At 62.8% G+C, this 20,149-nt stretch carries 18 protein-coding genes; 12 read left to right on the forward strand and 6 right to left on the reverse strand.

Features of this window, described 5'->3' with window-relative positions; all coding sequences use genetic code 11:
• Positions 1 to 40 precede the first annotated feature (40 nt).
• Positions 41 to 685: a pentapeptide repeat-containing protein gene (locus tag JZ00_RS03280; RefSeq protein WP_039588334.1), complete on the reverse strand. Its 645-nt coding sequence runs from the start codon at positions 683 to 685 to the stop codon at positions 41 to 43.
• A gap of 145 nt (positions 686 to 830) precedes the next feature.
• The gene (gene exaA / locus JZ00_RS03285) at positions 831 to 2,687 is read right to left on the reverse strand and encodes a quinoprotein ethanol dehydrogenase (RefSeq protein WP_039588335.1); all 1,857 of its coding nucleotides are present in this window, start codon (positions 2,685 to 2,687) and stop codon (positions 831 to 833) included.
• Positions 2,688 to 2,938: 251 nt separating this feature from the next.
• On the opposite strand from exaA, the gene pedF reads away from it, so the two are divergent.
• From pedF to mqo, 10 genes are all read left to right on the forward strand, one after another.
• Positions 2,939 to 3,400, forward strand: a complete 462-nt coding sequence (pedF, locus tag JZ00_RS03290) for a cytochrome c-550 PedF (RefSeq protein WP_039588337.1) — start codon at positions 2,939 to 2,941, stop codon at positions 3,398 to 3,400.
• A 5-nt stretch (positions 3,401 to 3,405) separates the two neighbouring features.
• Positions 3,406 to 4,281, forward strand: coding sequence for a substrate-binding periplasmic protein (locus JZ00_RS03295; RefSeq protein ID WP_039588338.1), 876 nt, complete (start codon positions 3,406 to 3,408; stop codon positions 4,279 to 4,281).
• 9 nt (positions 4,282 to 4,290) lie between these two features.
• Positions 4,291 to 5,046 (forward strand): quinoprotein dehydrogenase-associated SoxYZ-like carrier, encoded by a 756-nt coding sequence (locus JZ00_RS03300; protein ID WP_039588339.1) that lies wholly within the window; start codon positions 4,291 to 4,293, stop codon positions 5,044 to 5,046.
• 16 nt (positions 5,047 to 5,062) lie between these two features.
• The gene (locus JZ00_RS03305; protein ID WP_039588340.1) at positions 5,063 to 6,001 is read left to right on the forward strand and encodes a quinoprotein relay system zinc metallohydrolase 1; all 939 of its coding nucleotides are present in this window, start codon (positions 5,063 to 5,065) and stop codon (positions 5,999 to 6,001) included.
• Between the two features lie 163 nt (positions 6,002 to 6,164).
• Complete coding sequence (locus JZ00_RS03310) at positions 6,165 to 7,940, forward strand: PQQ-dependent methanol/ethanol family dehydrogenase (protein WP_039588341.1); 1,776 nt, start codon at positions 6,165 to 6,167, stop codon at positions 7,938 to 7,940.
• Positions 7,941 to 8,208: 268 nt separating this feature from the next.
• The gene (gene exaC / locus JZ00_RS03315; RefSeq protein ID WP_030138944.1) at positions 8,209 to 9,729 is read left to right on the forward strand and encodes an acetaldehyde dehydrogenase ExaC; all 1,521 of its coding nucleotides are present in this window, start codon (positions 8,209 to 8,211) and stop codon (positions 9,727 to 9,729) included.
• A 137-nt stretch (positions 9,730 to 9,866) separates the two neighbouring features.
• Positions 9,867 to 9,938 (forward strand): pyrroloquinoline quinone precursor peptide PqqA, encoded by a 72-nt coding sequence (gene pqqA / locus JZ00_RS29875; protein WP_003243383.1) that lies wholly within the window; start codon positions 9,867 to 9,869, stop codon positions 9,936 to 9,938.
• Positions 9,939 to 10,067: 129 nt separating this feature from the next.
• Positions 10,068 to 11,225: an alcohol dehydrogenase-like regulatory protein ErcA gene (ercA, locus tag JZ00_RS03320; protein WP_152668403.1), complete on the forward strand. Its 1,158-nt coding sequence runs from the start codon at positions 10,068 to 10,070 to the stop codon at positions 11,223 to 11,225.
• On the forward strand, positions 11,209 to 12,579 hold the full coding sequence (locus tag JZ00_RS03325; RefSeq protein WP_039588345.1) for an ATP-binding response regulator: 1,371 nt from the start codon (positions 11,209 to 11,211) through the stop codon (positions 12,577 to 12,579). Before ercA ends, JZ00_RS03325 begins: the two co-directional genes overlap by 17 nt.
• A 352-nt stretch (positions 12,580 to 12,931) precedes the next feature.
• Positions 12,932 to 14,575 (forward strand): malate dehydrogenase (quinone), encoded by a 1,644-nt coding sequence (mqo, locus tag JZ00_RS03330; RefSeq protein WP_039588346.1) that lies wholly within the window; start codon positions 12,932 to 12,934, stop codon positions 14,573 to 14,575.
• 73 nt (positions 14,576 to 14,648) lie between these two features.
• Here mqo and JZ00_RS03335 read toward each other — a convergent pair whose 3' ends face one another.
• A complete protein-coding gene (locus JZ00_RS03335; RefSeq protein ID WP_039588347.1) occupies positions 14,649 to 15,098 on the reverse strand; it encodes an Rrf2 family transcriptional regulator in 450 nt (149 codons plus the stop codon).
• Positions 15,099 to 15,231: 133 nt separating this feature from the next.
• Here JZ00_RS03335 and JZ00_RS03340 point away from each other — a divergent pair, with 133 nt between their 5' ends.
• Positions 15,232 to 16,131: an NAD(P)/FAD-dependent oxidoreductase gene (locus JZ00_RS03340; protein WP_039588348.1), complete on the forward strand. Its 900-nt coding sequence runs from the start codon at positions 15,232 to 15,234 to the stop codon at positions 16,129 to 16,131.
• Between the two features lie 3 nt (positions 16,132 to 16,134).
• Here the strand turns inward: JZ00_RS03340 and JZ00_RS03345 are convergent, their stop codons facing one another.
• The 3 genes from JZ00_RS03345 to JZ00_RS03355 are packed head-to-tail and all read right to left on the reverse strand — an operon-like array spanning position 16,135 to position 19,166.
• The gene (locus JZ00_RS03345) at positions 16,135 to 17,442 is read right to left on the reverse strand and encodes a CitMHS family transporter (RefSeq protein WP_039588349.1); all 1,308 of its coding nucleotides are present in this window, start codon (positions 17,440 to 17,442) and stop codon (positions 16,135 to 16,137) included.
• Positions 17,443 to 17,493: 51 nt separating this feature from the next.
• The gene (locus tag JZ00_RS03350; protein WP_196304774.1) at positions 17,494 to 17,817 is read right to left on the reverse strand and encodes an AtuA-related protein; all 324 of its coding nucleotides are present in this window, start codon (positions 17,815 to 17,817) and stop codon (positions 17,494 to 17,496) included.
• Positions 17,817 to 19,166 carry an acyclic terpene utilization AtuA family protein gene (locus JZ00_RS03355; RefSeq protein WP_039588351.1) on the reverse strand — a complete coding sequence of 450 codons (1,350 nt, stop codon included), beginning with the start codon at positions 19,164 to 19,166 and terminating at the stop codon, positions 17,817 to 17,819. Before JZ00_RS03355 ends, JZ00_RS03350 begins: the two co-directional genes overlap by 1 nt.
• A gap of 101 nt (positions 19,167 to 19,267) precedes the next feature.
• Here JZ00_RS03355 and JZ00_RS03360 point away from each other — a divergent pair, with 101 nt between their 5' ends.
• The gene (locus JZ00_RS03360) at positions 19,268 to 20,134 is read left to right on the forward strand and encodes a LysR family transcriptional regulator (RefSeq protein ID WP_039588353.1); all 867 of its coding nucleotides are present in this window, start codon (positions 19,268 to 19,270) and stop codon (positions 20,132 to 20,134) included.
• Positions 20,135 to 20,149 lie beyond the last annotated feature (15 nt).

The following is a 20,149-nucleotide window of genomic DNA, read 5'->3' on the forward strand; positions in this document are numbered from 1 at the left end:
GCGGTGAGGGGGATTTATCCCCTCGCCACGGGTAATGTGTTCAGCGCTCCCAAGACGTTGGGCACCCGACACACCCCTGCATATTCGCATCCTGGAAATTCCCGTAATGCTGGCGCGAACCCGTCAGGTTGGCCTGTTCCAGATTGCTTTCACCCAACTTGACCTCTTGCAGGTTGGCATCGCGCAAATCGGCGCCCTTGAGGTCGGCCTTGCTCAGCCAAGCCATTTCCAGGTCGGCGGCTTGAAGGTTGGCGTCGTGCAGACGGGCGCCGGACAAGCGGGCGAACTGGAGATAGGCCGCTGTCAAATCAGCGCGCTGAAATTGCGCACCCTGGGCAAACAGGCCCCAGCCCTGGATCGCCTTCAGCGTGGCACCGCTGAAGTCCGCCAGGCGCAGGTTGCTTTGTTGCAGGCTGGCGCGACTCAGGTTGGCGCCCTGTAGCTGGGCTTTTTCCAGATTGGCCAGGTCCAGTCGCGCGTGGCGCAGGTCGGCATCGCGCAGATCCGCGCCGGCGAGGTTCATCTTGCGCAGGTCCTGGTTGGCCAGTTGTGCGCCGCGCAGGTTGGCGCCGGGGCATTGGCTGGATTCGGCGATGGTGCAGCCGTTGATTGTCAGCGGGATATCAGTGTCGTCGGCATGGGCAACGGCGCCGATGAACAGAAATAGCAATGGCAGTGACTTCATGGCATGAACTCAGGCAAGTGTTGGAGCGGGCTTGCTCCGGGCGGCGATCCGACGAAGACGTCGGCACAGTCAGAATCCCTATCAACTGAACCACCGCTTTCACGAGCAAGCCCGCTCCAACTGGGGATGGGGTACAAGTCAGGGGTTATTTCTGCGCCGTCGCCTTATCCCAACTCGGGATCTTGAACACCCAGAACGACCCGCCCTGGGCCACCGGCTTGGTCAGTTCGGCCATGTCGCCGCCCCACAACGGCACGGCGCCGCCATAGCCGACGGTCACGCCGATGTACTGCTCGCCGTCCTGCTCCCACGTAACCGGCGGGGAGACGATGCCGCTGCCGGTCTGGAACTTCCACAGCTCCTTGCCGGTTTTCGCATCGAAGGCCTTGAAGAAGCCGTCACCGGTGCCGGTGAACACCAGGTTGCCCTTGGTTGCCAGCACGCCGGCCCACAATGGCAGTGGTTCCTTGTGCTCCCACACCACTTTGCCGGTGGTGGGGTTCATCGCCCGCAAACTGCCGACGTGATCGTCATACATACGCTTGATGCGGAAGCCCATGCCCAGGTAGGCCGAGCCTTTCTTGTAACTGACTTCCTCGGTCCAGTATTCCTCTTTCCACTGGTTGCCCGGTACGTAGAAAAGCCCGGTGTCCTGGCTGTAGGCCATGGGGTTCCAGTTCTTGCCACCGAGGAACGGCGGCGAGACTTCCACCGGTTTGCCCTTGGTTTCACCGGGCAGAGGCTTGGCCGGACGCTGGCCCGGGTTTTCCACCGGGCGGCCGGTCTTCAAGTCGATGTGGCTGGCCCAGGTGATGTTATCGACGAAGGGAAAGGCGTTCTGCAGCTTGCCGTTGTTGCGGTCCACCACGTAGAAGAAGCCGTTGCGGTCGGCGTGGGCGGTAGCCTTGACGACTTTGCCGTCCTTGTCCTTGTAGTCGAACAGCACCAGTTCGTTGTTGCCGGAGAAGTCCCAGGCATCGTTGGGCGTGTGCTGGTAGAACCATTTCACTTCACCCGTGCTTGGATTGACGCCCACCTGGCCCGAGGTATAGAGGCTGTCGTAGTCATGGGGATTGCCGTCCTTGGCCGTGCGCGCCCAGGTGTTCCAGGGGCCCGGGTTACCCGCGCCGACGATGATGGTGTTGGTCTCCGGGTCGAAGCTGGCGCTCTGCCAAGGCGCGCCGCCGCCGTGGCTCCAGGCCTCGACCTTGCCGGTCTCGGTGGTCTTGTCGTCAGGCCATGAGGGCGCCTTGACGTCGCCGGTCGGCGTGCTGTCCTTGCCATTTAGACGGCCCATGTGGCCTTCGACGAACGGGCGCATCCAGACTTCCTCGCCGGTGTCCGGGTCACGGGCGAACAACTGCCCGACGACACCGAACTCGTCGCCGGAACTGCCGTGGATCAGCAGGACTCTGCCGCTGGTCTTGTCCTTGATCAGCACCGGGGCGCCGGTCATGGTGTAGCCGCCGGCGTGGTCACCGAACTTCTTGTTCCACACCACTTTGCCGGTGTTCTTGTCCAGGGCGACAACCCGGGCGTCGAGCGTGCCGAAATAGATCTTGTCGCCGTAGATGGCCGCGCCGCGATTGACCACGTCGCAGCACGGGCGAATGTTGTCCGGCAGCCGGTGGTTGTAGGTCCACAAGCGCTTGCCGGTCTTGGCGTCGAGGGCGAACACCCGCGAATACGAGCCGGTGACGTAGACCACGCCGTCGCTGACGATGGCCTGGGACTCCTGGCCGCGCTGTTTTTCGTCGCCGAATGAATAGGACCAGGCCGGGGTCAGTTTGAACACGTTTTTGTCGTTGACCTGGGCCAGCGGGCTCCAGCGCTGGGCGTTCGTGCCCATGCCGTATTGCAGCACGTCCTTGGTGGTCAGGTGGTCGTTGGCAATGTCTTCCCAGCTAACGGCAGCGTTGGCCTGCGGGCCCAGGGACAGGCTGCCGGCCAGCAGCAAGGCAACGGTCAGGGAGGAGAGGGCAGGGAGCGTTTTTATTGTCATGGTGGGATTTCCCAGTGAGGTTTTGGCCTGACTAGGGTCGGTCTCATCACCCACGACCGATACGGAAAAAGTCCCGCCCTTGCCGGGAAGACTTCCCAAACCGCCTGTCTTTGCGACTTGCGTCGGATGGCCTGCTACCAAGGAACTAGACCCCGGCCACCAAAGCAGCATTCGGCTGGTGGCAAGCGGTTCCTAAGATGACGGCACGGCCTCTGCGAAGAGGTCTTGCGTGCAATTTCGAGGGCATAACAATGACAACAAAACGCAACGCCATCATCGCTACCGCATTGCTGATGGGGCTGACCGGCGCAGGCTCCGCGTGGGCCCATGGCAACGTGGTGCCCCAGGCAGTGGAAACCAAGGGACTGACCCCGATCAAGGACACCAACCTGCCATTGGATGCCGATGGCTGGGCCGCACAGAACCCCTATCGCAATTCTCCTGAGCGGGACAAAGCCGTGGAAATCGGCGCCTCGGCCTATAACCAGAACTGCGCGGCCTGCCATGGCCTGGAAGCCAAGTCCGGCGGGATCGCCCCGGACCTGCGCATGCTCGACGCCGCCGAAGCCGGTGACGAATGGTTCGTTGAACGCGTGCGCCACGGCGCGGTGCGCGACGGCCGCGTGTATATGCCGAAAATGGCCGATTACCTGAGCCAGGAAGCGCTTTGGGCGGTGCGGACCTATCTGGACAGCGTACACGTCGAGGAGTGATTGCCATGCGCCTGTTCGCGTGGGTGATGTGTAGCCTGCTGCTTTGTGGCCAGGCGGCGCAGGCGCAGGTCCGCAGTTACGACCAGATGATCGCCGACGGCGAATTGAAGGTGGCGGTCTACAAGGATTTCGCCCCGTACAGTTTCGAAGACCAGGGCGAGCCCCGGGGCGTCGATGTGGAATTGGCGCAGGCGCTGGCCAAGGCCATGGGCGTGCGGCTGAAATTGATGTGGGCACCACCCGGTGAAAAGCTCGACGATGACCTGCGCGACTACATCTGGCGCAGCAGTCCGCTGCACGACGGGCAACTGGCCGACCTGATGATGCGCGTTCCGTACGACCACGACTATGTGCAACGGCGCAACGACATCGGTGAGCTGGAAAATGCCCAGGTCGTGATGTTCGGGCCGTATCAGCAGGAGTGCTGGCAGGTGGCGTATGACCGCCGCCGACTGGATTCGGTGGGCAGTGTCGCGGTGTTCCAGCAACACCCGATCGGCGTCGAAGTCGACAGCGTGCCGTCGTTCTACCTGACCTCGGTGTTCAACGGCATGCTCAGTGCCAAGACTCGCCACTACCCCTCCGTCGCCAAGGCCTTCGGGGCGATGCAGGCTGGGGCAGTCGACGCTGTCATGGCGATGCGCGGGGAGGTCGATTGGCAGGTCCATGAAGCGGCGGATCCGCAATGGGCCCTCGCTGAGAACGCCTACCCGAACATGGGCAAGCAACGCTGGGACATTGGCATGGCGGTGCATGAGAGCAACCGTCAGTTGGCCTATGCCGTGGAAGAGGCGCTGGAGGGCTTGATACGCGATGGCAGCCTCAAGGCGCTGTATGCCCGCTATGGCCTGCGCTACGAAGTACCCGAAATGTACCAATAGGAGCGCGGGATGAACTGGCGAGCGTTTGGCCTGCTGTTGGGGTGCCTGCCGTTGATGGCGAGTGCCGTCGAGCCGGGAAAGGACCCGGTGCCGTCGGTAATGTGGGCCTTTTACCACAAACAGTTGCTGGCGGACGCGCCGTTCGTGTTCGACGAGCGGGTGCGTCTGTTGGCGCCACCCTTCGCCGAAGACGCGCGCCAGGTGCCGCTGGAAATCGATGCCCGGGCGTTCGCCGGCGATGTCGTGCGGATACTGGCCTGGGCCGAACTCAACCCGCTGCCCAGGATTGTCGATTTCCAGCCTTCGGAGCGGGTGCTGCCGTGGTTGTCGATCCGTATTCGTATCGAACAGGCCACGCCGTTGCGCGCCGCCGTGCAGACTCGCGACGGCCTGTGGCACGTTGGCTCGACCGTGATCGACGCGGCAGGTGGCGGTTGCACCGCGCCCAGCGTGGTGCGTACCCAAGCGGGTTGGGAGGAGCACCTGGGCGAGGTGTTGGGCGGGCGTTACCCGCGTGGGGATTCGAATCGCCTGCGCTTGCAGATCGCCCATCCCATGGACAACGGCCTGGTGAGCGGCATCCCTGAATTCTTCATCAACCAGGCGCAACTGTTCGACGCCGACGGCAAGCTGCTGGCGCGCCTGGAGCTATTTCCGGCGGTGAGCGAAAACCCCAACCTGGGCTTCGACATCCGAGGCTCGGGCCAGACCCGCCTGGTGCTGCGTGACAACAGCGGCAACCAGTTCGACGCGGCCATACCCTGACCACAAGGAGCGCGCCATGCGCTGGTTGCTGCTGATCTGTCTTGGGCTGTGCCTGCCGGCGTGGTCCGCCACCGATTACTCCCTCAAGCCGCGGCAGATCGCCGAGGGCACCTGGTTGCTGGAAGGCAGCACGGAAAATTTCGCCAAGGCCAACGGTGGCAATATCGTCAACACGGCGTTCATCGTTACCGACGCCGGTGTGGTAGTCATCGACACCGGGCCGTCGAAGCGTTATGGCGAAGCGCTGCGCCAGGCCATCGCGGCGACCACCGACAAACCGGTGATCCAGGTGCTGCTGACCCATCATCATCCCGATCACGTATTGGGCAACCAGGCCTTCAGCGACGTGCCCATTGGGGCGTTGCCCGGCACCGTCGACCTGCTGCGACAGCAGGGCGATGCGCTGGCGGAAAACATGTACCGGTTGGTAGGCGATTGGATGCGCGGCACCGAGGTGGTGCTGCCGACCCAGGCGCTGAACCCCGGGACGCTGAAGGTGGGCGACCATTCGATGCGCCTGCTGGCGTTGGCCGGCCATACCGGGGCGGACCTGGCGATCCTGGACGAAACCACCGGCGTGCTGTTTGCCGGCGACCTGGTATTTTATGAGCGCGCCCTGACGACCCCGAACAGCCCCGGCCTTGAGGTCTGGCTCAAGGACTTGGACACCCTCCAGGCGCTGCCCTGGAAGCAAATCGTCCCCGGCCACGGCCCGGTGGCGACCGACGCCCGGCCGTTTTCGCAAATGCACGACTACCTTGGCTGGCTCGACCAACTGATGCGCGACGGCGCCGCCCGCGGCGACGACATGGCCGAGATGATCCGCAGCCCCATCCCCGAGCGCTTCGCCGGGATCAGCTTGAGCCGGTATGAGTTGATTCGCAGTGTCAGTCATCTCTATCCGCGTTATGAGCGGGCGGGGATGAAGCGGGTGGACACCCACGATCCTGACTGAACACATCTGCCTCGCCACGGGGGGATTCGCTTACTTCCACATGTACCAAGGAACTAGAAAACTCAACACAGCGGGCAATTGTTGGCGGCGGCCCCTGGCCCAAGAATCTGTGGCAGACCGGGAAAATTTCCCGGGTATAACAATAACCGCAGAGGTAGCCGCCATGATTCATCCCGCACGTCGCCAGCCCTTCGCCGTGAACCTGCTGCTCAGTGCCATGCTGCTGTCCGGTTCGGCCTTGGCCGCCGTGACCGATCAGGAAATTCTCCAGGACCCGAAGAACCCGCAACAGATCGTCACCAACGGCCTAGGTGTCCAGGGCCAGCGCTACAGCCCGCTCGATGCCCTCAATGTCGATAACGTCAAGGACCTGCGACCGGTCTGGGCGTTTTCCTTCGGCGGTGAGAAGCAGCGCGGCCAGCAGGCCCAGCCGATGATCAAGGACGGGGTGATGTACCTCACAGGGTCCTATTCGCGAGTGTTCGCGGTGGACGCACGCACCGGCAAGAAACTCTGGCAGTACGATGCACGACTACCCGATGACATCCGTCCTTGCTGCGACGTGATCAACCGGGGCGTGGCCTTGTATGGCGACCTGGTGTTCTTCGGCACCCTCGACGCCAAGCTGGTGGCGTTGAACAAGGACACCGGCAAAGTGGTGTGGAGCAAGAAAGTCGCCGACCACAAGGAAGGCTACTCCATCAGTGCCGCGCCCATGGTCGTGAATGGCAAGCTCATTACCGGGGTGGCCGGGGGGGAGTTCGGCGTGGTCGGCCAGATCAGCGCGTTCGATCCAAAAAATGGCGCGTTGCTGTGGACCCGGCCGACCGTGGAAGGCCACATGGGCTACGTCTACAAGGACGGCAAGGCGGTGGAGAACGGCATTTCCGGCGGCGAAGCCGGCAAGACCTGGCCGGGTGACCTCTGGAAAACCGGCGGCGCGGCGCCTTGGCTGGGCGGCTACTACGACCCGGAAACCAACCTGCTGCTGTTCGGCACCGGCAACCCGGCCCCGTGGAACTCCCACCTGCGTCCTGGCGACAACCTCTATTCGTCCTCGCGCCTGGCCCTGAACCCGGACGACGGCACGATCAAGTGGCACTTCCAGAGCACACCCCACGACGGCTGGGACTATGACGGTGTCAACGAGCTGATCTCGTTCAACTACAAGGAAGGCGGCAAGGACATCAAGGCCGCAGCGACCGCCGACCGTAACGGCTTCTTCTACGTGCTCGACCGTACCAACGGCAAGTTCATCCGCGGCTTCCCATTCGTCGACAAGATCACTTGGGCCAGCGGCCTGGACAAGGACGGGCGGCCAATCTACGTCGACTCCAGCCGTCCGGGTGCGCCGGGCAGCGAAGCCAAGGGCAGCTCGGTATTCGTCGCCCCGGCATTCCTCGGTGCGAAAAACTGGATGCCGATGGCCTACAACCAGGACACCGGCCTGTTCTACGTGCCGTCCAACGAATGGGGCATGGACATCTGGAACGAAGGCATCGCCTACAAGAAGGGCGCGGCATTCCTCGGGGCCGGGTTCACCATCAAGCCGCTGAACGAGGACTACATCGGCGTGCTGCGGGCCATCGACCCCAAGACCGGCAAGGAGGTCTGGCGCCACAAGAACTTCGCGCCGCTGTGGGGCGGGGTCCTGACCACCAAGGGCAACCTGGTATTCACCGGTACACCTGAAGGGTTCCTGCAGGCATTCAACGCCAAGACCGGGGAAAAGGTCTGGGAATTCCAGACAGGCTCCGGCGTGCTCGGCTCGCCGATCACCTGGGAAATGGACGGCGAGCAGTACGTCTCGGTGGTTTCCGGCTGGGGCGGCGCGGTGCCGCTGTGGGGCGGCGAGGTGGCCAAGCGCGTGAAGGACTTCAACCAGGGCGGCATGCTGTGGACCTTCAAGTTGCCGAAAGAGCTGGTGGCCAAGCGCTAAAAGCTTGTCGAAAACCGTGGCGAGGGAGCTTGCTCCCGCTCGGCTGCGAAGCAGTCGCCAAAAGCGGGGAGTGCTGCGCACTCCAGCGGGAGCAAGCTCCCTCGCCACAAGGGCCTGCGCTGGCCTTGAACTTGCTCCTGTCGCTTGAAATCTACGACCAAATAACGAGAGAGCCCCTGCCAATGACGCATTCGTCCACCGCACGGGGCTCTCTACCATCGGCCTATCGCCTGTCCCGCGACAGGCATCGACCAGGCAGAGGCCCATCATGATCTACGCACAACCCGGAACCCCAGGCGCCGTCGTTTCCTTTAAACCGCGCTATGGCAATTTCATTGGCGGCGAGTTCGTCGCGCCGGTCAACGGCGAGTACTTCACCAACACGTCGCCGGTCAATGGCGAAGTCATCGGCGAATTCCCGCGCTCCAGCGCCGCCGACATCGACAAGGCCCTGGACGCGGCCCATGCCGCCGCCGATGCGTGGGGCAAGACTTCGGTGCAGGACCGTTCCCTGGTGTTGCTGAAAATCGCCGACCGCATCGAGCAGAACCTGGAAATCCTCGCGGTCAGCGAGACCTGGGACAACGGCAAGGCCGTGCGTGAAACCCTGAACGCCGACGTACCGCTGTCAGCCGACCATTTCCGTTACTTTGCCGGCTGCATTCGCGCGCAAGAGGGCGGGGCTGCCGAGATCAACGAGTTGACAACGGCCTATCATTTCCATGAGCCGCTGGGCGTGGTCGGGCAGATCATCCCCTGGAACTTCCCGCTGCTGATGGCCGCCTGGAAACTCGCCCCGGCCCTGGCCGCCGGCAACTGCATCGTGCTCAAGCCGGCGGAACAGACGCCGCTGTCGATCACGGTATTCATCGAGCTGATCGCCGACCTGCTGCCAGCCGGCGTGTTGAACATCGTCCACGGCTTTGGCCGCGAGGCCGGTGAAGCGCTGGCCACCAGCAAGCGCATCGCCAAGATCGCCTTCACCGGCTCGACCCCGGTGGGCTCGCACATCATGAAATGCGCCGCCGAGAACATCATCCCGTCCACCGTGGAACTGGGCGGCAAGTCGCCGAACATCTTCTTCGAAGACATCATGCAGGCCGAGCCGGCATTCATCGAGAAGGCCGCCGAGGGCCTGGTGCTCGCGTTTTTCAACCAGGGCGAAGTCTGCACCTGCCCATCCCGTGCCCTGGTCCAGGAATCGATCTACGCGCCGTTCATGGCCGAAGTCATGAAGAAGATCGCCAAGATCAAGCGCGGCAACCCACTGGACACCGAGACCATGGTTGGCGCCCAGGCGTCCCAGCAGCAGTACGACAAGATTCTTTCGTACCTGGACATCGCCCGGGAAGAGGGCGCCGAGTTGCTCACCGGTGGCGCGGCGGAGCGCCTTGAAGGGGATCTGTCGAGCGGCTATTACATCCAGCCAACCCTGCTCAAGGGCCACAACAAGATGCGCGTGTTCCAGGAAGAAATCTTTGGCCCGGTGGTGGGCGTGACCACCTTCAAGGACGAAGCCGAAGCCCTGGCGATCGCCAACGACACCGAGTTCGGCCTCGGTGCCGGCCTCTGGACCCGCGACATCAACCGCGCCTACCGCATGGGCCGGGCGATCAAGGCCGGTCGCGTGTGGACCAACTGCTACCACCTGTACCCGGCCCACGCTGCGTTCGGTGGGTACAAGAAGTCCGGCGTCGGTCGCGAGACCCACAAGATGATGCTCGACCATTACCAGCAGACCAAGAATTTGCTGGTGAGCTATGACGTGAATCCGTTGGGGTTCTTCTGACCCCTGGGCATTCACCGAGTGGCTCCTGTAGTACCAACGCACCCCAGCCATCGCTTCGAAAGTAGCATTCGGGCCCTGATCGCCCCGTGTATTAATGAACCTGCCGGAATCGCCCGGTACAAGAAGAGGAAAGACCCATGTGGACTAAACCCGCGTACACCGACCTGCGTATCGGCTTTGAAGTGACGATGTACTTCGCCAACCGATGAGTGCCGGCCCGGCCTGATGCATTCGGGCCGGGCTACCCATTGGTCGGATTGCATTCACGGCGGGATGCTTTAGGCTCAACGTATCCCACGACAATAACAACAGGCTTACCGATGAGCCCCCCTGGAAAAATGAGCCTCAGTCCGCTGCGCAAGTTCGTCTCCCCTGAAATCATGTTCGGTGCCGGCTGTCGGCACAATGTCGGCAACTACGCCAAGACCTTCGGCGCCCGCAAGGTGCTGGTGGTGACCGATCCCGGGGTCATCGCCGCCGGTTGGGTCGGCGATATCGAAGCCAGCCTGCAAGCCCAGGGCATCGATTACTGCATCTATAGCGACGTCTCGCCCAACCCACGGGTCGAGGAAGTCATGCTCGGAGCCGAGACCTACCGCGAGAACCATTGCGATGTAATCGTCGCGGTCGGTGGCGGCAGCCCCATGGACTGCGGCAAGGCGATCGGGATCGTGGTCGCCCATGGCCGCAGCATTCTTGAGTTCGAAGGCGTGGATATGCTGAAAGTACCCAGCCCGCCGTTGATCCTGATTCCCACTACCGCCGGCACGTCGGCCGACGTCTCCCAGTTCGTCATCATCTCGAACCAGCAAGAACGCATGAAGTTCTCCATCGTCAGCAAGGCGGCGGTGCCGGACGTGTCGTTGATCGACCCGGAAACGACCCTGAGCATGGACCCGTTCCTGTCCGCCTGTACCGGCATCGACGCGCTGGTGCATGCCATTGAGGCGTTCGTCTCCACCGGCCACGGGCCGTTGACCGATCCCCATGCTCTGGAGGCGATGCGCCTGATCAACAACAACCTGGTGCAGATGATCGCCAACCCGGCGGACGTCGCGCTGCGGGAGAAGATCATGCTCGGCAGCATGCAGGCCGGGTTGGCATTCTCCAACGCGATCCTCGGCGCGGTGCATGCGATGTCCCACAGCTTGGGCGGCTTCCTCGACTTGCCCCATGGCTTGTGCAACGCGGTGTTGGTGGAGCATGTGGTGGCGTTCAACTACACCTCGGCGCCGGACCGCTTCAAAGTTATCGCCGAGACCCTGGGCATCGATTGCCGTGGGCTCAACCATCGGCAGATCCGCACCCGGCTGGTGGAACACCTGATCGCCCTCAAGCGCACCATCGGTTTCCACGAAACCCTCGGGCTGCATGGCGTGAGCACCTCGGACATTCCGTTCCTGTCGCAACACGCGATGCATGACCCGTGCATCCTTACCAACCCTCGGGAGTCGAGCCAGCGGGATGTCGAGGTCGTCTATGGCGAAGCCCTCTGAGGAGCAACAAAAAGCCCTGGCCGGCTTGCTGGGGTTGGGCAATCACTCGACACGCAAGAGCCATTACCCGGAATTGGCGGCGCGCCTCGATGAGCTGGAGCAGGCCCGACAACACTTGCAACAGCTCAATGATCAACTGGAGCAGCGGGTGGCCGAACGCACCGATGCGCTGCTGGAGGCCAACCACAACCTGCAACAGCAGATCGCCCAGCGCGAGTTGATCGAACAACAGTTGCGCGATGCCCGTGACGCCGCCCAGGCCGCCAACCGCAGCAAGGACAAATACCTGGCCGCCGCCAGCCATGACCTGCTGCAACCGTTGAACGCCGCACGCCTGCTGATCGCGACCTTACGCGAGCGGCAACTGCCCAGTGCGGAGCATGTGCTGGTGGAGCGGACTCATCAGGCGCTCGAAGGCGCTGAAGATCTGCTCACCGACCTCCTGGACATCTCGCGCCTGGATCAAGCCGCTGTCAGGCCGGACCTGGCGCCTTATCGGGTGGATGAGCTATTGGCGCCGCTGGTGTCCGAATTCCAGTCGGTGGCCGGTGCCGCGGGCCTGGACTTGCGCGTGCGGTTTGCCGACGACGCGGTACTGACGGATTTGCGATTGCTCACGCGGATCCTGCGCAACCTGCTCAGCAATGCCTGTCGCTACACTGACCAGGGCGGCATCCTGCTGGCGGCCCGGCGACGGGGAGGGCGGTTGCGCCTGGAAGTCTGGGACACGGGACGCGGCATTGCTGCCGATAGCCTGGAGTCGATTTTCCTGGAGTTCAACCAGCTGGACGTCGGCCGTGCGGCGGATCGCAAGGGCGTGGGCCTGGGGCTGGCAATCGTTGAGCGCATCGCCCATATCCTCGGCTATCGGGTGCAGGTGCGCTCGCGACCGGGACGCGGCTCGGTGTTCAGCATCGAAGTGCCGCTGTCCGCCGAACGGCCGCTGCCCATGTCCCAGGTTCCGGTGCAGGCAGTGGCCGGCAATCCGCTGCCGGGGCGACGGCTGCTGGTGATCGACAACGAAGTGAGCATCCTGCAGAGCATGGCGGCGCTGCTGGAGCAGTGGGGCTGCGAGGTGCTGACCGCCACCGACGAAGCGGCTGCCCTCGACGTCCTTCAAGGCCGCGCCCCGGAACTGGTCCTGGCGGACTTCCACCTTGACCATGGCGTGGTCGGCTGCGAAGTGGTCAAGCATCTGCGCGAGCATTTCCAACAGGCGATCCCCGCCGTGATCATCACTGCCGACCGCAGCGACCAATGCCGCCGGGCCCTGCGCAAGCTGAACGCGCCGCTGCTGAACAAACCGGTGAAACCAGGCAAGTTGCGGGCGGTATTGAGCCAGTTGCTCGGCTAGCCAAGTTTCACACAGCCTCCACAAGGTTCATTTGTCGGCGTTTTTACCTTGAATGTAAAAATGCGCTTCGGTCTGCTTATTTCCTTAGGTAAACTCCCCCCGCTGCGACAATCGGGCACGGTCACTCCGGGCCCGCTCCAGACCGTTTTGCAGTGTCCCTCACCCAGCTGAAGCCAAGACCTACAAGAAGTCAGCGCCGGAGAGACATAAATGTGAGGCCGATACGCTCGGCCCTGTAGGTCCATCCTCCAGTCCACTCGATACCCGCCCGTCGGCAAAGCCGGAATGGGGTGCGGTTCATGCTTGAACGGAATTGGAGGACGGAATGGCGTTCCATCCTAGGGATACACACATGTTGAAGAAAACACACACGGCGCTCTTGGGCCTGGCGATGGCGATGGGTCTTGCGACCACGCACGCCGCCGAGCCGAAAAAAGTGGATGTCTTGCTCATTGGTGGCGGCATCATGAGTTCGACCCTCGGTATCTGGCTCAATGAGCTGGAGCCGGGCTGGACCATGGAAATGGTCGAGCGCCTGGACGGTGTTGCCGAAGAAAGCTCCAATGGCTGGAACAACGCCGGTACCGGTCACTCCGCGTTGGCCGAGTTGAACTACACCCCGGAAGACAAGAACGGCAAGGTCGACATCTCCAAGGCAATCGAAATCAACGAAGCCTTCCAGATTTCCCGTCAGTTCTGGTCCTGGCAGGTCAAGAACGGCGTGCTGAAGAACCCGCGCTCGTTCATCAACTCCACGCCGCACATGAGTTTCCTGTGGGGCGACGACAACATCGCGTTCCTGAAGAAGCGCTACGACGCACTCCAGGCCAGCCCGCTGTTCGCCGGCATGCAGTACTCCGAAGATCCGGCCCAGATCAGCAAGTGGGTTCCGCTGATGATGCAAGGGCGCGACCCGAGCCAGAAAGTCGCGGCGACCTGGAGCCCGCTGGGTACCGACGTGAACTTCGGCGAGATCACTCGTCAGTTCGCGGCTTACCTGCAATCCAAGCCGAACTTCTCCCTCAAGCTGTCCAGCGAAGTGCAAGACATCACCCGCAACGAAGACGGCAGCTGGCGCGTTTCGTACAAGAACCTCAAAGACGGTACCGAAACCGAGACCGACGCCAAGTTCGTGTTCATCGGCGCCGGTGGCGGTGCCTTGCACCTGCTGCAGAAGTCCGACATTCCGGAAGCCCGTGAATACGCCGGTTTCCCGGTGGGTGGCTCGTTCCTCGTGACCGAAAACCCGACCATCGCCCAACTGCACCTGGCCAAGGCCTACGGCAAGGCTTCGGTGGGCGCGCCGCCGATGTCGGTTCCACACCTGGACACTCGCGTGCTCGACGGCAAGCGCGTGATCCTGTTTGGCCCGTTCGCCACGTTCTCCACCAAGTTCCTGAAGAACGGCTCGTACTTTGACCTGCTGACCAGCACCACGACCCACAACGTGTGGCCGATGACCAAGGTCGGTATCGAACAGTACCCGCTGGTGGAATACCTCGCCGGTCAACTGATGCTGTCGGACGAAGACCGCTTCAACGCTCTGAAGGAATACTTCCCGGACGCCAAGCAGGAAGACTGGCGCCTGTGGCAAGCCGGCCAGCGTGTGCAGATCATCAAGCGTGACGAAGAGAAGGGCGGCGTGCTGAAACTCGGCACCGAAGTCGTCGCTTCCCAGGACGGCAGCATTGCCGGTCTGCTGGGCGCCTCGCCAGGTGCTTCGACTGCCGCGCCGATCATGCTGACCGTGCTTGAGAAAGTCTTCAAGGACAAGGTAGCCACCCCGGCCTGGCAGGAAAAACTGCGCCAGATCGTACCGAGCTACGGCACCAAGCTGAACGAAAGCCCTGAGCGTGTTGCGCAGGAATGGGCCTATACCAGTGAAGTGCTGCAACTGGATCCGCCACCGGCCATCGGCAAGGCTGGGACCGCTGTAGCGCCGGCACAACCGGCTGCTGCTCGGGAAGCCAATCCAGCGGCCGACATGGCGCTGTAAACCGGACGCTGTCTGGCCTGGTACAAAAACGCCGCTCAAATGAGCGGCGTTTTTTTATGTGTGCTCCCGCGGATTAGAGGTGACGTTCAACCTTGGGCCCACTGCGAAACCGCACATCAAAGTCCTCGGCCAACTGGGCCAACGTAATACTGCCCAGACGCTTGAGCAACAACGCCTGGGCTTCATCGAACGCATCCGTCAGCGCCGCATTCACCGCCTGTTCCACCAGGCATTGCGGATGATCGGTGGACAGGCCGATGGCAAAGATCGACGTGCTGCCCAACGCCTGATGAATGTCCAGCAGCGTCATCTCCGCCAACGGTTTAGCCAGGCTCCAGCCGCCGCGATGGCCTTTCTCCGAAGTGACGTAACCCTGTTCCTTGAGCAACGCCATGGTTCGGCGCACCACCACAGGGTTGGTGCCCAGCATTTGGGCGAGGGTGTCGGAGGTGGTCGATTGCTGGTGGCGATCCATATGAATCAAGACGTGCAGCATGCGCGATAGGCGGGTGTCGTTTCTCATGGGCGGGTCCGAAGGTGAATCTGCGCCGAGTATCGCCTGTAATTGCAAAAGTTACGAGACTGTTGACAGGCGCTTTTCAAGAAACTTACGATGTTTCGAGAAAGCCCACGCCTTCCAAACATGGAGATCGCCCATGGAACACGACGTCATCATTGCTGGCGGCAGCTACGCCGGCTTGTCCGCAGGTCTGCAATTGGCCCGCGCCCGCCAGAAGGTGCTGGTGATCGACGCAGGCCAGCGTCGCAATCGGTTTGCGGCTACTTCCCATGGTTTTCTCGGGCAGGACGGTCGCGCCCCAGGCGACATTGCCAGTGACGCCCGCGCTCAACTCATGGCTTACCGAACCGTGGAATGGTTGTCGGATAGCGCGATCCACGCCACCCGCGACGCGGACGGCTTTGTCGTCGAGACGGCCCACGGACAACGCTACCGTGCCAAACGCCTGCTGCTGGCGACCGGCGTGATCGATGAGTTGCCCGATGTGCCAGGGCTGACGGAGCGCTGGGGGAAAAGTGTTTTTCATTGCCCGTACTGCCACGGCTATGAATTGGAGCAAGGGCCGATTGGCGTGCTGGCGACGTCACCGATGTCGCTGCACCATGCCTTGATGCTGCCCGACTGGGGCCCGACCACTTTTTTCACCAATGGCGTGTTCGAGCCCGACCTTGAGCAACGGCAAAGCCTGGCGCAACGTGGTGTAACCCTGGTGCCGGAACGCGTCCAACGTCTAGAAGGCGAACGGGCCAACGTGGTGTTGGTGGACGGGCGGGTGATCGCCGTTGACGGACTGTTTGTCTTGCCGCATACCCGCGTTTCCAGTTCACTCGCCAGCTCCCTGGGTTGCAACTTTGAAGAGGGTCCGCTCGGCGCGTTCATTCAGGCCGACCCGATGACTCGTGAAACCAGCATTCCCGGGGTATTCGCCTGCGGCGACGCGGCGATGCCGTTCGGCTCGGTCGCGCTGGCCGTTGGCGATGGGGTGAGGGCGGGCTCGGGGGTGCATCGGTCGTTGATCTTCCAGGCCCACCCTTGACGTTCAGACTTGTACCGCGCCGGTTGCGACGGCGAAAGCGAGCATCACCAGGCTGACGCCCCAGGCCCAGAAAAACGTATAGGCCATGTGCTTGCGCAGTTCCACGCCGGACAGCGCAAGCGCCAGGTAAACGCTGGGCACTACCGGGCTAATGGAGAACCCGGTGTTTTCACCGATCAACATGGCCCGGGCGACGGCTTCAAGGGGAACGCCGGCTGCGGCGGCCACGTCCTTGATCACCGGCAGGAGCGCGAAGTAATACGCGTCCGGCGAAAAGATCATGCCCAGGGGCACGCCGAAGAAACCAACGATCACGTGCAGGTATTGGGCAGAACCCGCAGGCAGGATATCGATCAACGCCAAGGCCATGCCGTCGGACATCTTCGCGCCGGAGAGCACACCCAGCAGGACGGCCGCGGCCATCATCACCAGGACCATTTGCAGCGCATCGGACGCATGCGCCTTGAGGCGTTCGGCCTGGGCGTCCAGGGACGGGAAATTGAGCGGCAGGGCGATGCCCAGTCCCACCATGAAACAGGCGTACAAGGGGAAAATGCCTGTGAACAGGCACACCAGGATTGCCGCGGTGAGCCCGACGTTCAGCCAGTAGCGCAACTCCCGGGGAGAGAGGCTGAATTCGCGGCTTTGCGTTTGCAGATCGTCCATGTCGTACGTCGCGGCGGCGCCCAGCGACATCGGTTGGCGACGTTGGGCGCGCAGGCCCAGGATCGTCGCCACCCCGAGCATGCACACCAGGCCCACCATCTGCACTGGCAGCAAGCCCAGCCACAGCTCCGTGGCGTCCAGGCCCGACACCGCGGCGGCGCGGGCGGTCGTGCCGCCCCAAGGCACCATGTTGATGACGCCAGCCGTGGTGCCGACCAGGCACAGCAGCATCGCCGGGCTCATGTTCAGGCGTTTGTACAAGGGCAGCAACGCCGGGATGGTCAGCAAGAACGTGGCGGCGCCGACACCGTCGAGGTGCACCACCGAGGTCACCAGTACCGTCACCACCGCCACGGCCAGTGGCTTGCCGCCCGTGCTGCGGATCAGCAGGTTGACCAAGGGATCGAACAGCCCCCGGTCACGCATGATGCCAAAGAACAGGATGGCAAACAGAAACAGCGCGGCGGTCGGGGCCACCGTGATCAGGCCCGCCTTGATGAACTCGCCGATCTGGCCAAGATTGAAGCCGGCCAGCAGGCAAACGACCACGGGGAGGGTGGTGAACGCCACCACCGGGCTGATCCTGCGCAGCAATATCAATCCGATGATGGCCAACATCATCAGGAAACCCAGGGTTGTAATCATGTTGCAGCCTCTCTTTTTATTGTTGTCGGTGAGTTTGGGGCGATGGACCGGTCAGTCCTGCGGACCTGGCAGGCGCAAGGCCAATAGCAGGTAACTCAGGCTCTTGCCGTGGCGGTCCAGGCCGCAACTGCGGTTCACGCCGCCCTCCAGGGCATCCTCGAGGACGAAATTCAGCGCGTTCAGGTTCGGCAGTTCATAGCGGTGCACCTTGGAGGGGCTTCGCGTGGCGAATTGCTCGGCGACCCGGTCGCAGGTCAGCTCCTGCAGCATCCAGGCGTAGTGGGCCGCGTCGTGAGGAAATACCGCAATGCTGAGAATGTTGCCCTTGTCGCCGGCACGGGCGTGAGCGAAATCGGCGAGGGTGACGAGGTTCATCAGTACCACTCCAGGGTTGTGTGGATTTCATCGCGCGGCAACAGGAAACTTCGCGTGGTGACGGCCTCGACGAGGTGGCGGCGCACACCACCGCCACCTGCCGGCCCGTTGGTGTAGAGCGATTCCACCTCGGCCAACAGCGCTTCCACCAGCGGCCGGTCGGTGTGGGTCAGGCCGATGCGCACGCGCACGTCTTCCAGGGCCGGCGCCTGGGCCAATTGCTGTTGCAGGTACAGGCCGCCCTGATCGTTGAACAGGCTGGCGACGCCGGAAAGGTCGATCCAGGGCTGCACCCCTGGCGCCAATCGGTCGAAACGTTCCAGCAGGATTTCTCGCGCCAGTGCCGCACGCGCCAAGGCGCCGGGGCCGGCATAGGATATTTCCGCTTCGCCAAACCAGAGGCCGCGTACACCCGCCAAGCCCTTGAGGGTATCGGGGTGTGGATGGCCAAGCAGGCCGCTGATCTCGACGCGGTCTGCGCCCAAGTCCTGCACGCGCGCTTCGCCCAGATCCAGTACAACGTCGGGCGTCAGGTAGCGTCGAGGATCGTGTACTTCATAAAGAAGCTGTTCCTTCACGGTTTGCTCGCTGACCCGGCCTCCGCTGTGGCGGGTCTTGCCGATAATCAGGCGGCCGTCCTCGTGGATCTCGGCAATCGGACAGCCGAGATTGGCCGGGTCTGGAATGTCTTTCATGCCGGGGTGGGCAAAATAGCCACCGGTGACCTGTGTGCAGCACTCCAACAAGTGTCCAGCCGCCGTCGCCACCGCGATTTTCTGCCAATCATCGGCTTTCCAACCCAGCCCATGGCGGATCGCACCGACGGCCAGCGAGGGGTCGGCGACACGGCCGCACAGGACGATGCCGGCACCATCGTTCAACGCCTGGACGATACCGTCGGCGCCGGTGTAGACGTTTACGGATACAGGCTGTTCCTGCGGATCGGACGACAGCCATCGTGCGTAGCGCGCAGGTGTTTCGTCCAAGAGGTCGTCACCCAGCACGCAAGCGATCTTCAGCCCAGGGAAACGACCCGCCAGGGCGTGGCGCAATCGCTGGGCGGCTGCCCTCGGATTGGCGGCGCCGCCGTTGGTGATGATCGGGATCCCGGCTTCGATGCACAGGTCCAGCATGGGCTCGAGAAAATCGAAAAGCCGGGCGGAATAACCGGCCTGTGGGTCGAGACGCTTGCGCAATTGCGCTTCGGCCAGGGTCCGCTCCGCCAACAGCTCCAGCATGATGTAGCGCTGGCCGCTGCGTTGTGCCAGGTCCTGGGCCAGGCGCAGGGCGGCGTCAGGCCGGTCATTGGCGAAACCGGCGCCACACCCGACGAGAATTGTTTTTGTCATGTCCGTTTTCCACTGAAGGGTGGCCCTATAGTGGAGACGCTGGATTGTTCTGTGAATTTTAAAGGTAGAATCAATTGATCCATTAATTTTATGAGCGGGCCATGAACGTCTCCTTCCGCCAGCTTCGCGCCTTCATCCTGATCGCTGAAACCTCCAGTTTTACCCGCACGGCTGAACAACTGCACCTGTCCCAGCCGGCGCTGAGCTACAGCATCCGCAAACTGGAGGAGAGCATGGGTTTGCAGTTGCTCGCGCGTAACACCCGCAGTGTCGAGTTGACGCCCGCCGGTGAGCATTTCCTGCCCCAGGCCCGGCGTATGCTGCGGGACATGGACGACGCCGTGCGCGATGCCCGCGACACCCTCAGCCTGATCCGCGGCACGCTCCGGCTGGCGGCGCTGCCTACCGCTGCCGCGTCATTCCTGCCAGTGGTTATCGCCTCGTTCCAGCGTGAGCACCCAGGCGTGAAGGTGCATCTTCTGGATGGTCGCGCCGGGGAAATCATGGGTTGGGTGCAGGGCGGCGAGGTGGACGCCGGCATCAGTTCGTTGCCGGACGACTTGTCTGGCTTGAGCTTCGAGCGCCTGCTGGATGACAACCTGGTCCTGCTCAGCCACAAGGATCATCACCGCGACTGGAAACAGCAGCCCTATATCGCCCTGACGCCGGACACCAGCATCCGGCCTTTGGCCGATGCGGCATTGCGCTATTTAAACGTTGACCCAGCGCCAGCCTGGGAAGTGGCGCACATGAGCACGGCCACGGCGCTGGTCCGCGAGGGGCTGGGGTTTTCCTTGCTGCCGGCCAGTTGCACGGCGGTGTTCAACATCGGTGAACAGTGTGCGATCACCGCCATCGACCAACCGGCGAAACGCTCGATTGGCTTGCTGCAGCGCAAGCCGGTGGCTCCGTCGCCGTCGTTAAGCCAGTTCATGGGGCATGTGCGGCGGGTATTGCGCCAGGAATGAAGGCCCATGCGCGGC

The organism is Pseudomonas frederiksbergensis (assembly GCF_000802155.2).
GTDB classification, from domain to species: domain Bacteria; phylum Pseudomonadota; class Gammaproteobacteria; order Pseudomonadales; family Pseudomonadaceae; genus Aquipseudomonas; species Aquipseudomonas frederiksbergensis_A.

Excerpts from the sequence above, each read along its gene's own strand:
- mqo (WP_039588346.1), top strand. The coding sequence starts at position 12,932 with ATGTTGAAGAAAACACACACGGCGCTCTTGGGCCTGGCGATGGCGATG.
- exaA (WP_039588335.1), bottom strand. The coding sequence starts at position 2,687 with ATGACAATAAAAACGCTCCCTGCCCTCTCCTCCCTGACCGTTGCCTTG.
- JZ00_RS03340 (WP_039588348.1), top strand. The coding sequence starts at position 15,232 with ATGGAACACGACGTCATCATTGCTGGCGGCAGCTACGCCGGCTTGTCC.
- JZ00_RS03305 (WP_039588340.1), top strand. The coding sequence starts at position 5,063 with ATGCGCTGGTTGCTGCTGATCTGTCTTGGGCTGTGCCTGCCGGCGTGG.
- JZ00_RS03350 (WP_196304774.1), bottom strand. The coding sequence starts at position 17,817 with ATGAACCTCGTCACCCTCGCCGATTTCGCTCACGCCCGTGCCGGCGAC.
- JZ00_RS03335 (WP_039588347.1), bottom strand. The coding sequence starts at position 15,098 with ATGAGAAACGACACCCGCCTATCGCGCATGCTGCACGTCTTGATTCAT.
- JZ00_RS03280 (WP_039588334.1), bottom strand. The coding sequence starts at position 685 with ATGAAGTCACTGCCATTGCTATTTCTGTTCATCGGCGCCGTTGCCCAT.
- pedF (WP_039588337.1), top strand. The coding sequence starts at position 2,939 with ATGACAACAAAACGCAACGCCATCATCGCTACCGCATTGCTGATGGGG.
- ercA (WP_152668403.1), top strand. The coding sequence starts at position 10,068 with ATGAGCCTCAGTCCGCTGCGCAAGTTCGTCTCCCCTGAAATCATGTTC.
- JZ00_RS03300 (WP_039588339.1), top strand. The coding sequence starts at position 4,291 with ATGAACTGGCGAGCGTTTGGCCTGCTGTTGGGGTGCCTGCCGTTGATG.
- JZ00_RS03325 (WP_039588345.1), top strand. The coding sequence starts at position 11,209 with ATGGCGAAGCCCTCTGAGGAGCAACAAAAAGCCCTGGCCGGCTTGCTG.
- JZ00_RS03360 (WP_039588353.1), top strand. The coding sequence starts at position 19,268 with ATGAACGTCTCCTTCCGCCAGCTTCGCGCCTTCATCCTGATCGCTGAA.
- JZ00_RS03345 (WP_039588349.1), bottom strand. The coding sequence starts at position 17,442 with ATGATTACAACCCTGGGTTTCCTGATGATGTTGGCCATCATCGGATTG.
- JZ00_RS03355 (WP_039588351.1), bottom strand. The coding sequence starts at position 19,166 with ATGACAAAAACAATTCTCGTCGGGTGTGGCGCCGGTTTCGCCAATGAC.
- JZ00_RS03310 (WP_039588341.1), top strand. The coding sequence starts at position 6,165 with ATGATTCATCCCGCACGTCGCCAGCCCTTCGCCGTGAACCTGCTGCTC.
- exaC (WP_030138944.1), top strand. The coding sequence starts at position 8,209 with ATGATCTACGCACAACCCGGAACCCCAGGCGCCGTCGTTTCCTTTAAA.
- JZ00_RS03295 (WP_039588338.1), top strand. The coding sequence starts at position 3,406 with ATGCGCCTGTTCGCGTGGGTGATGTGTAGCCTGCTGCTTTGTGGCCAG.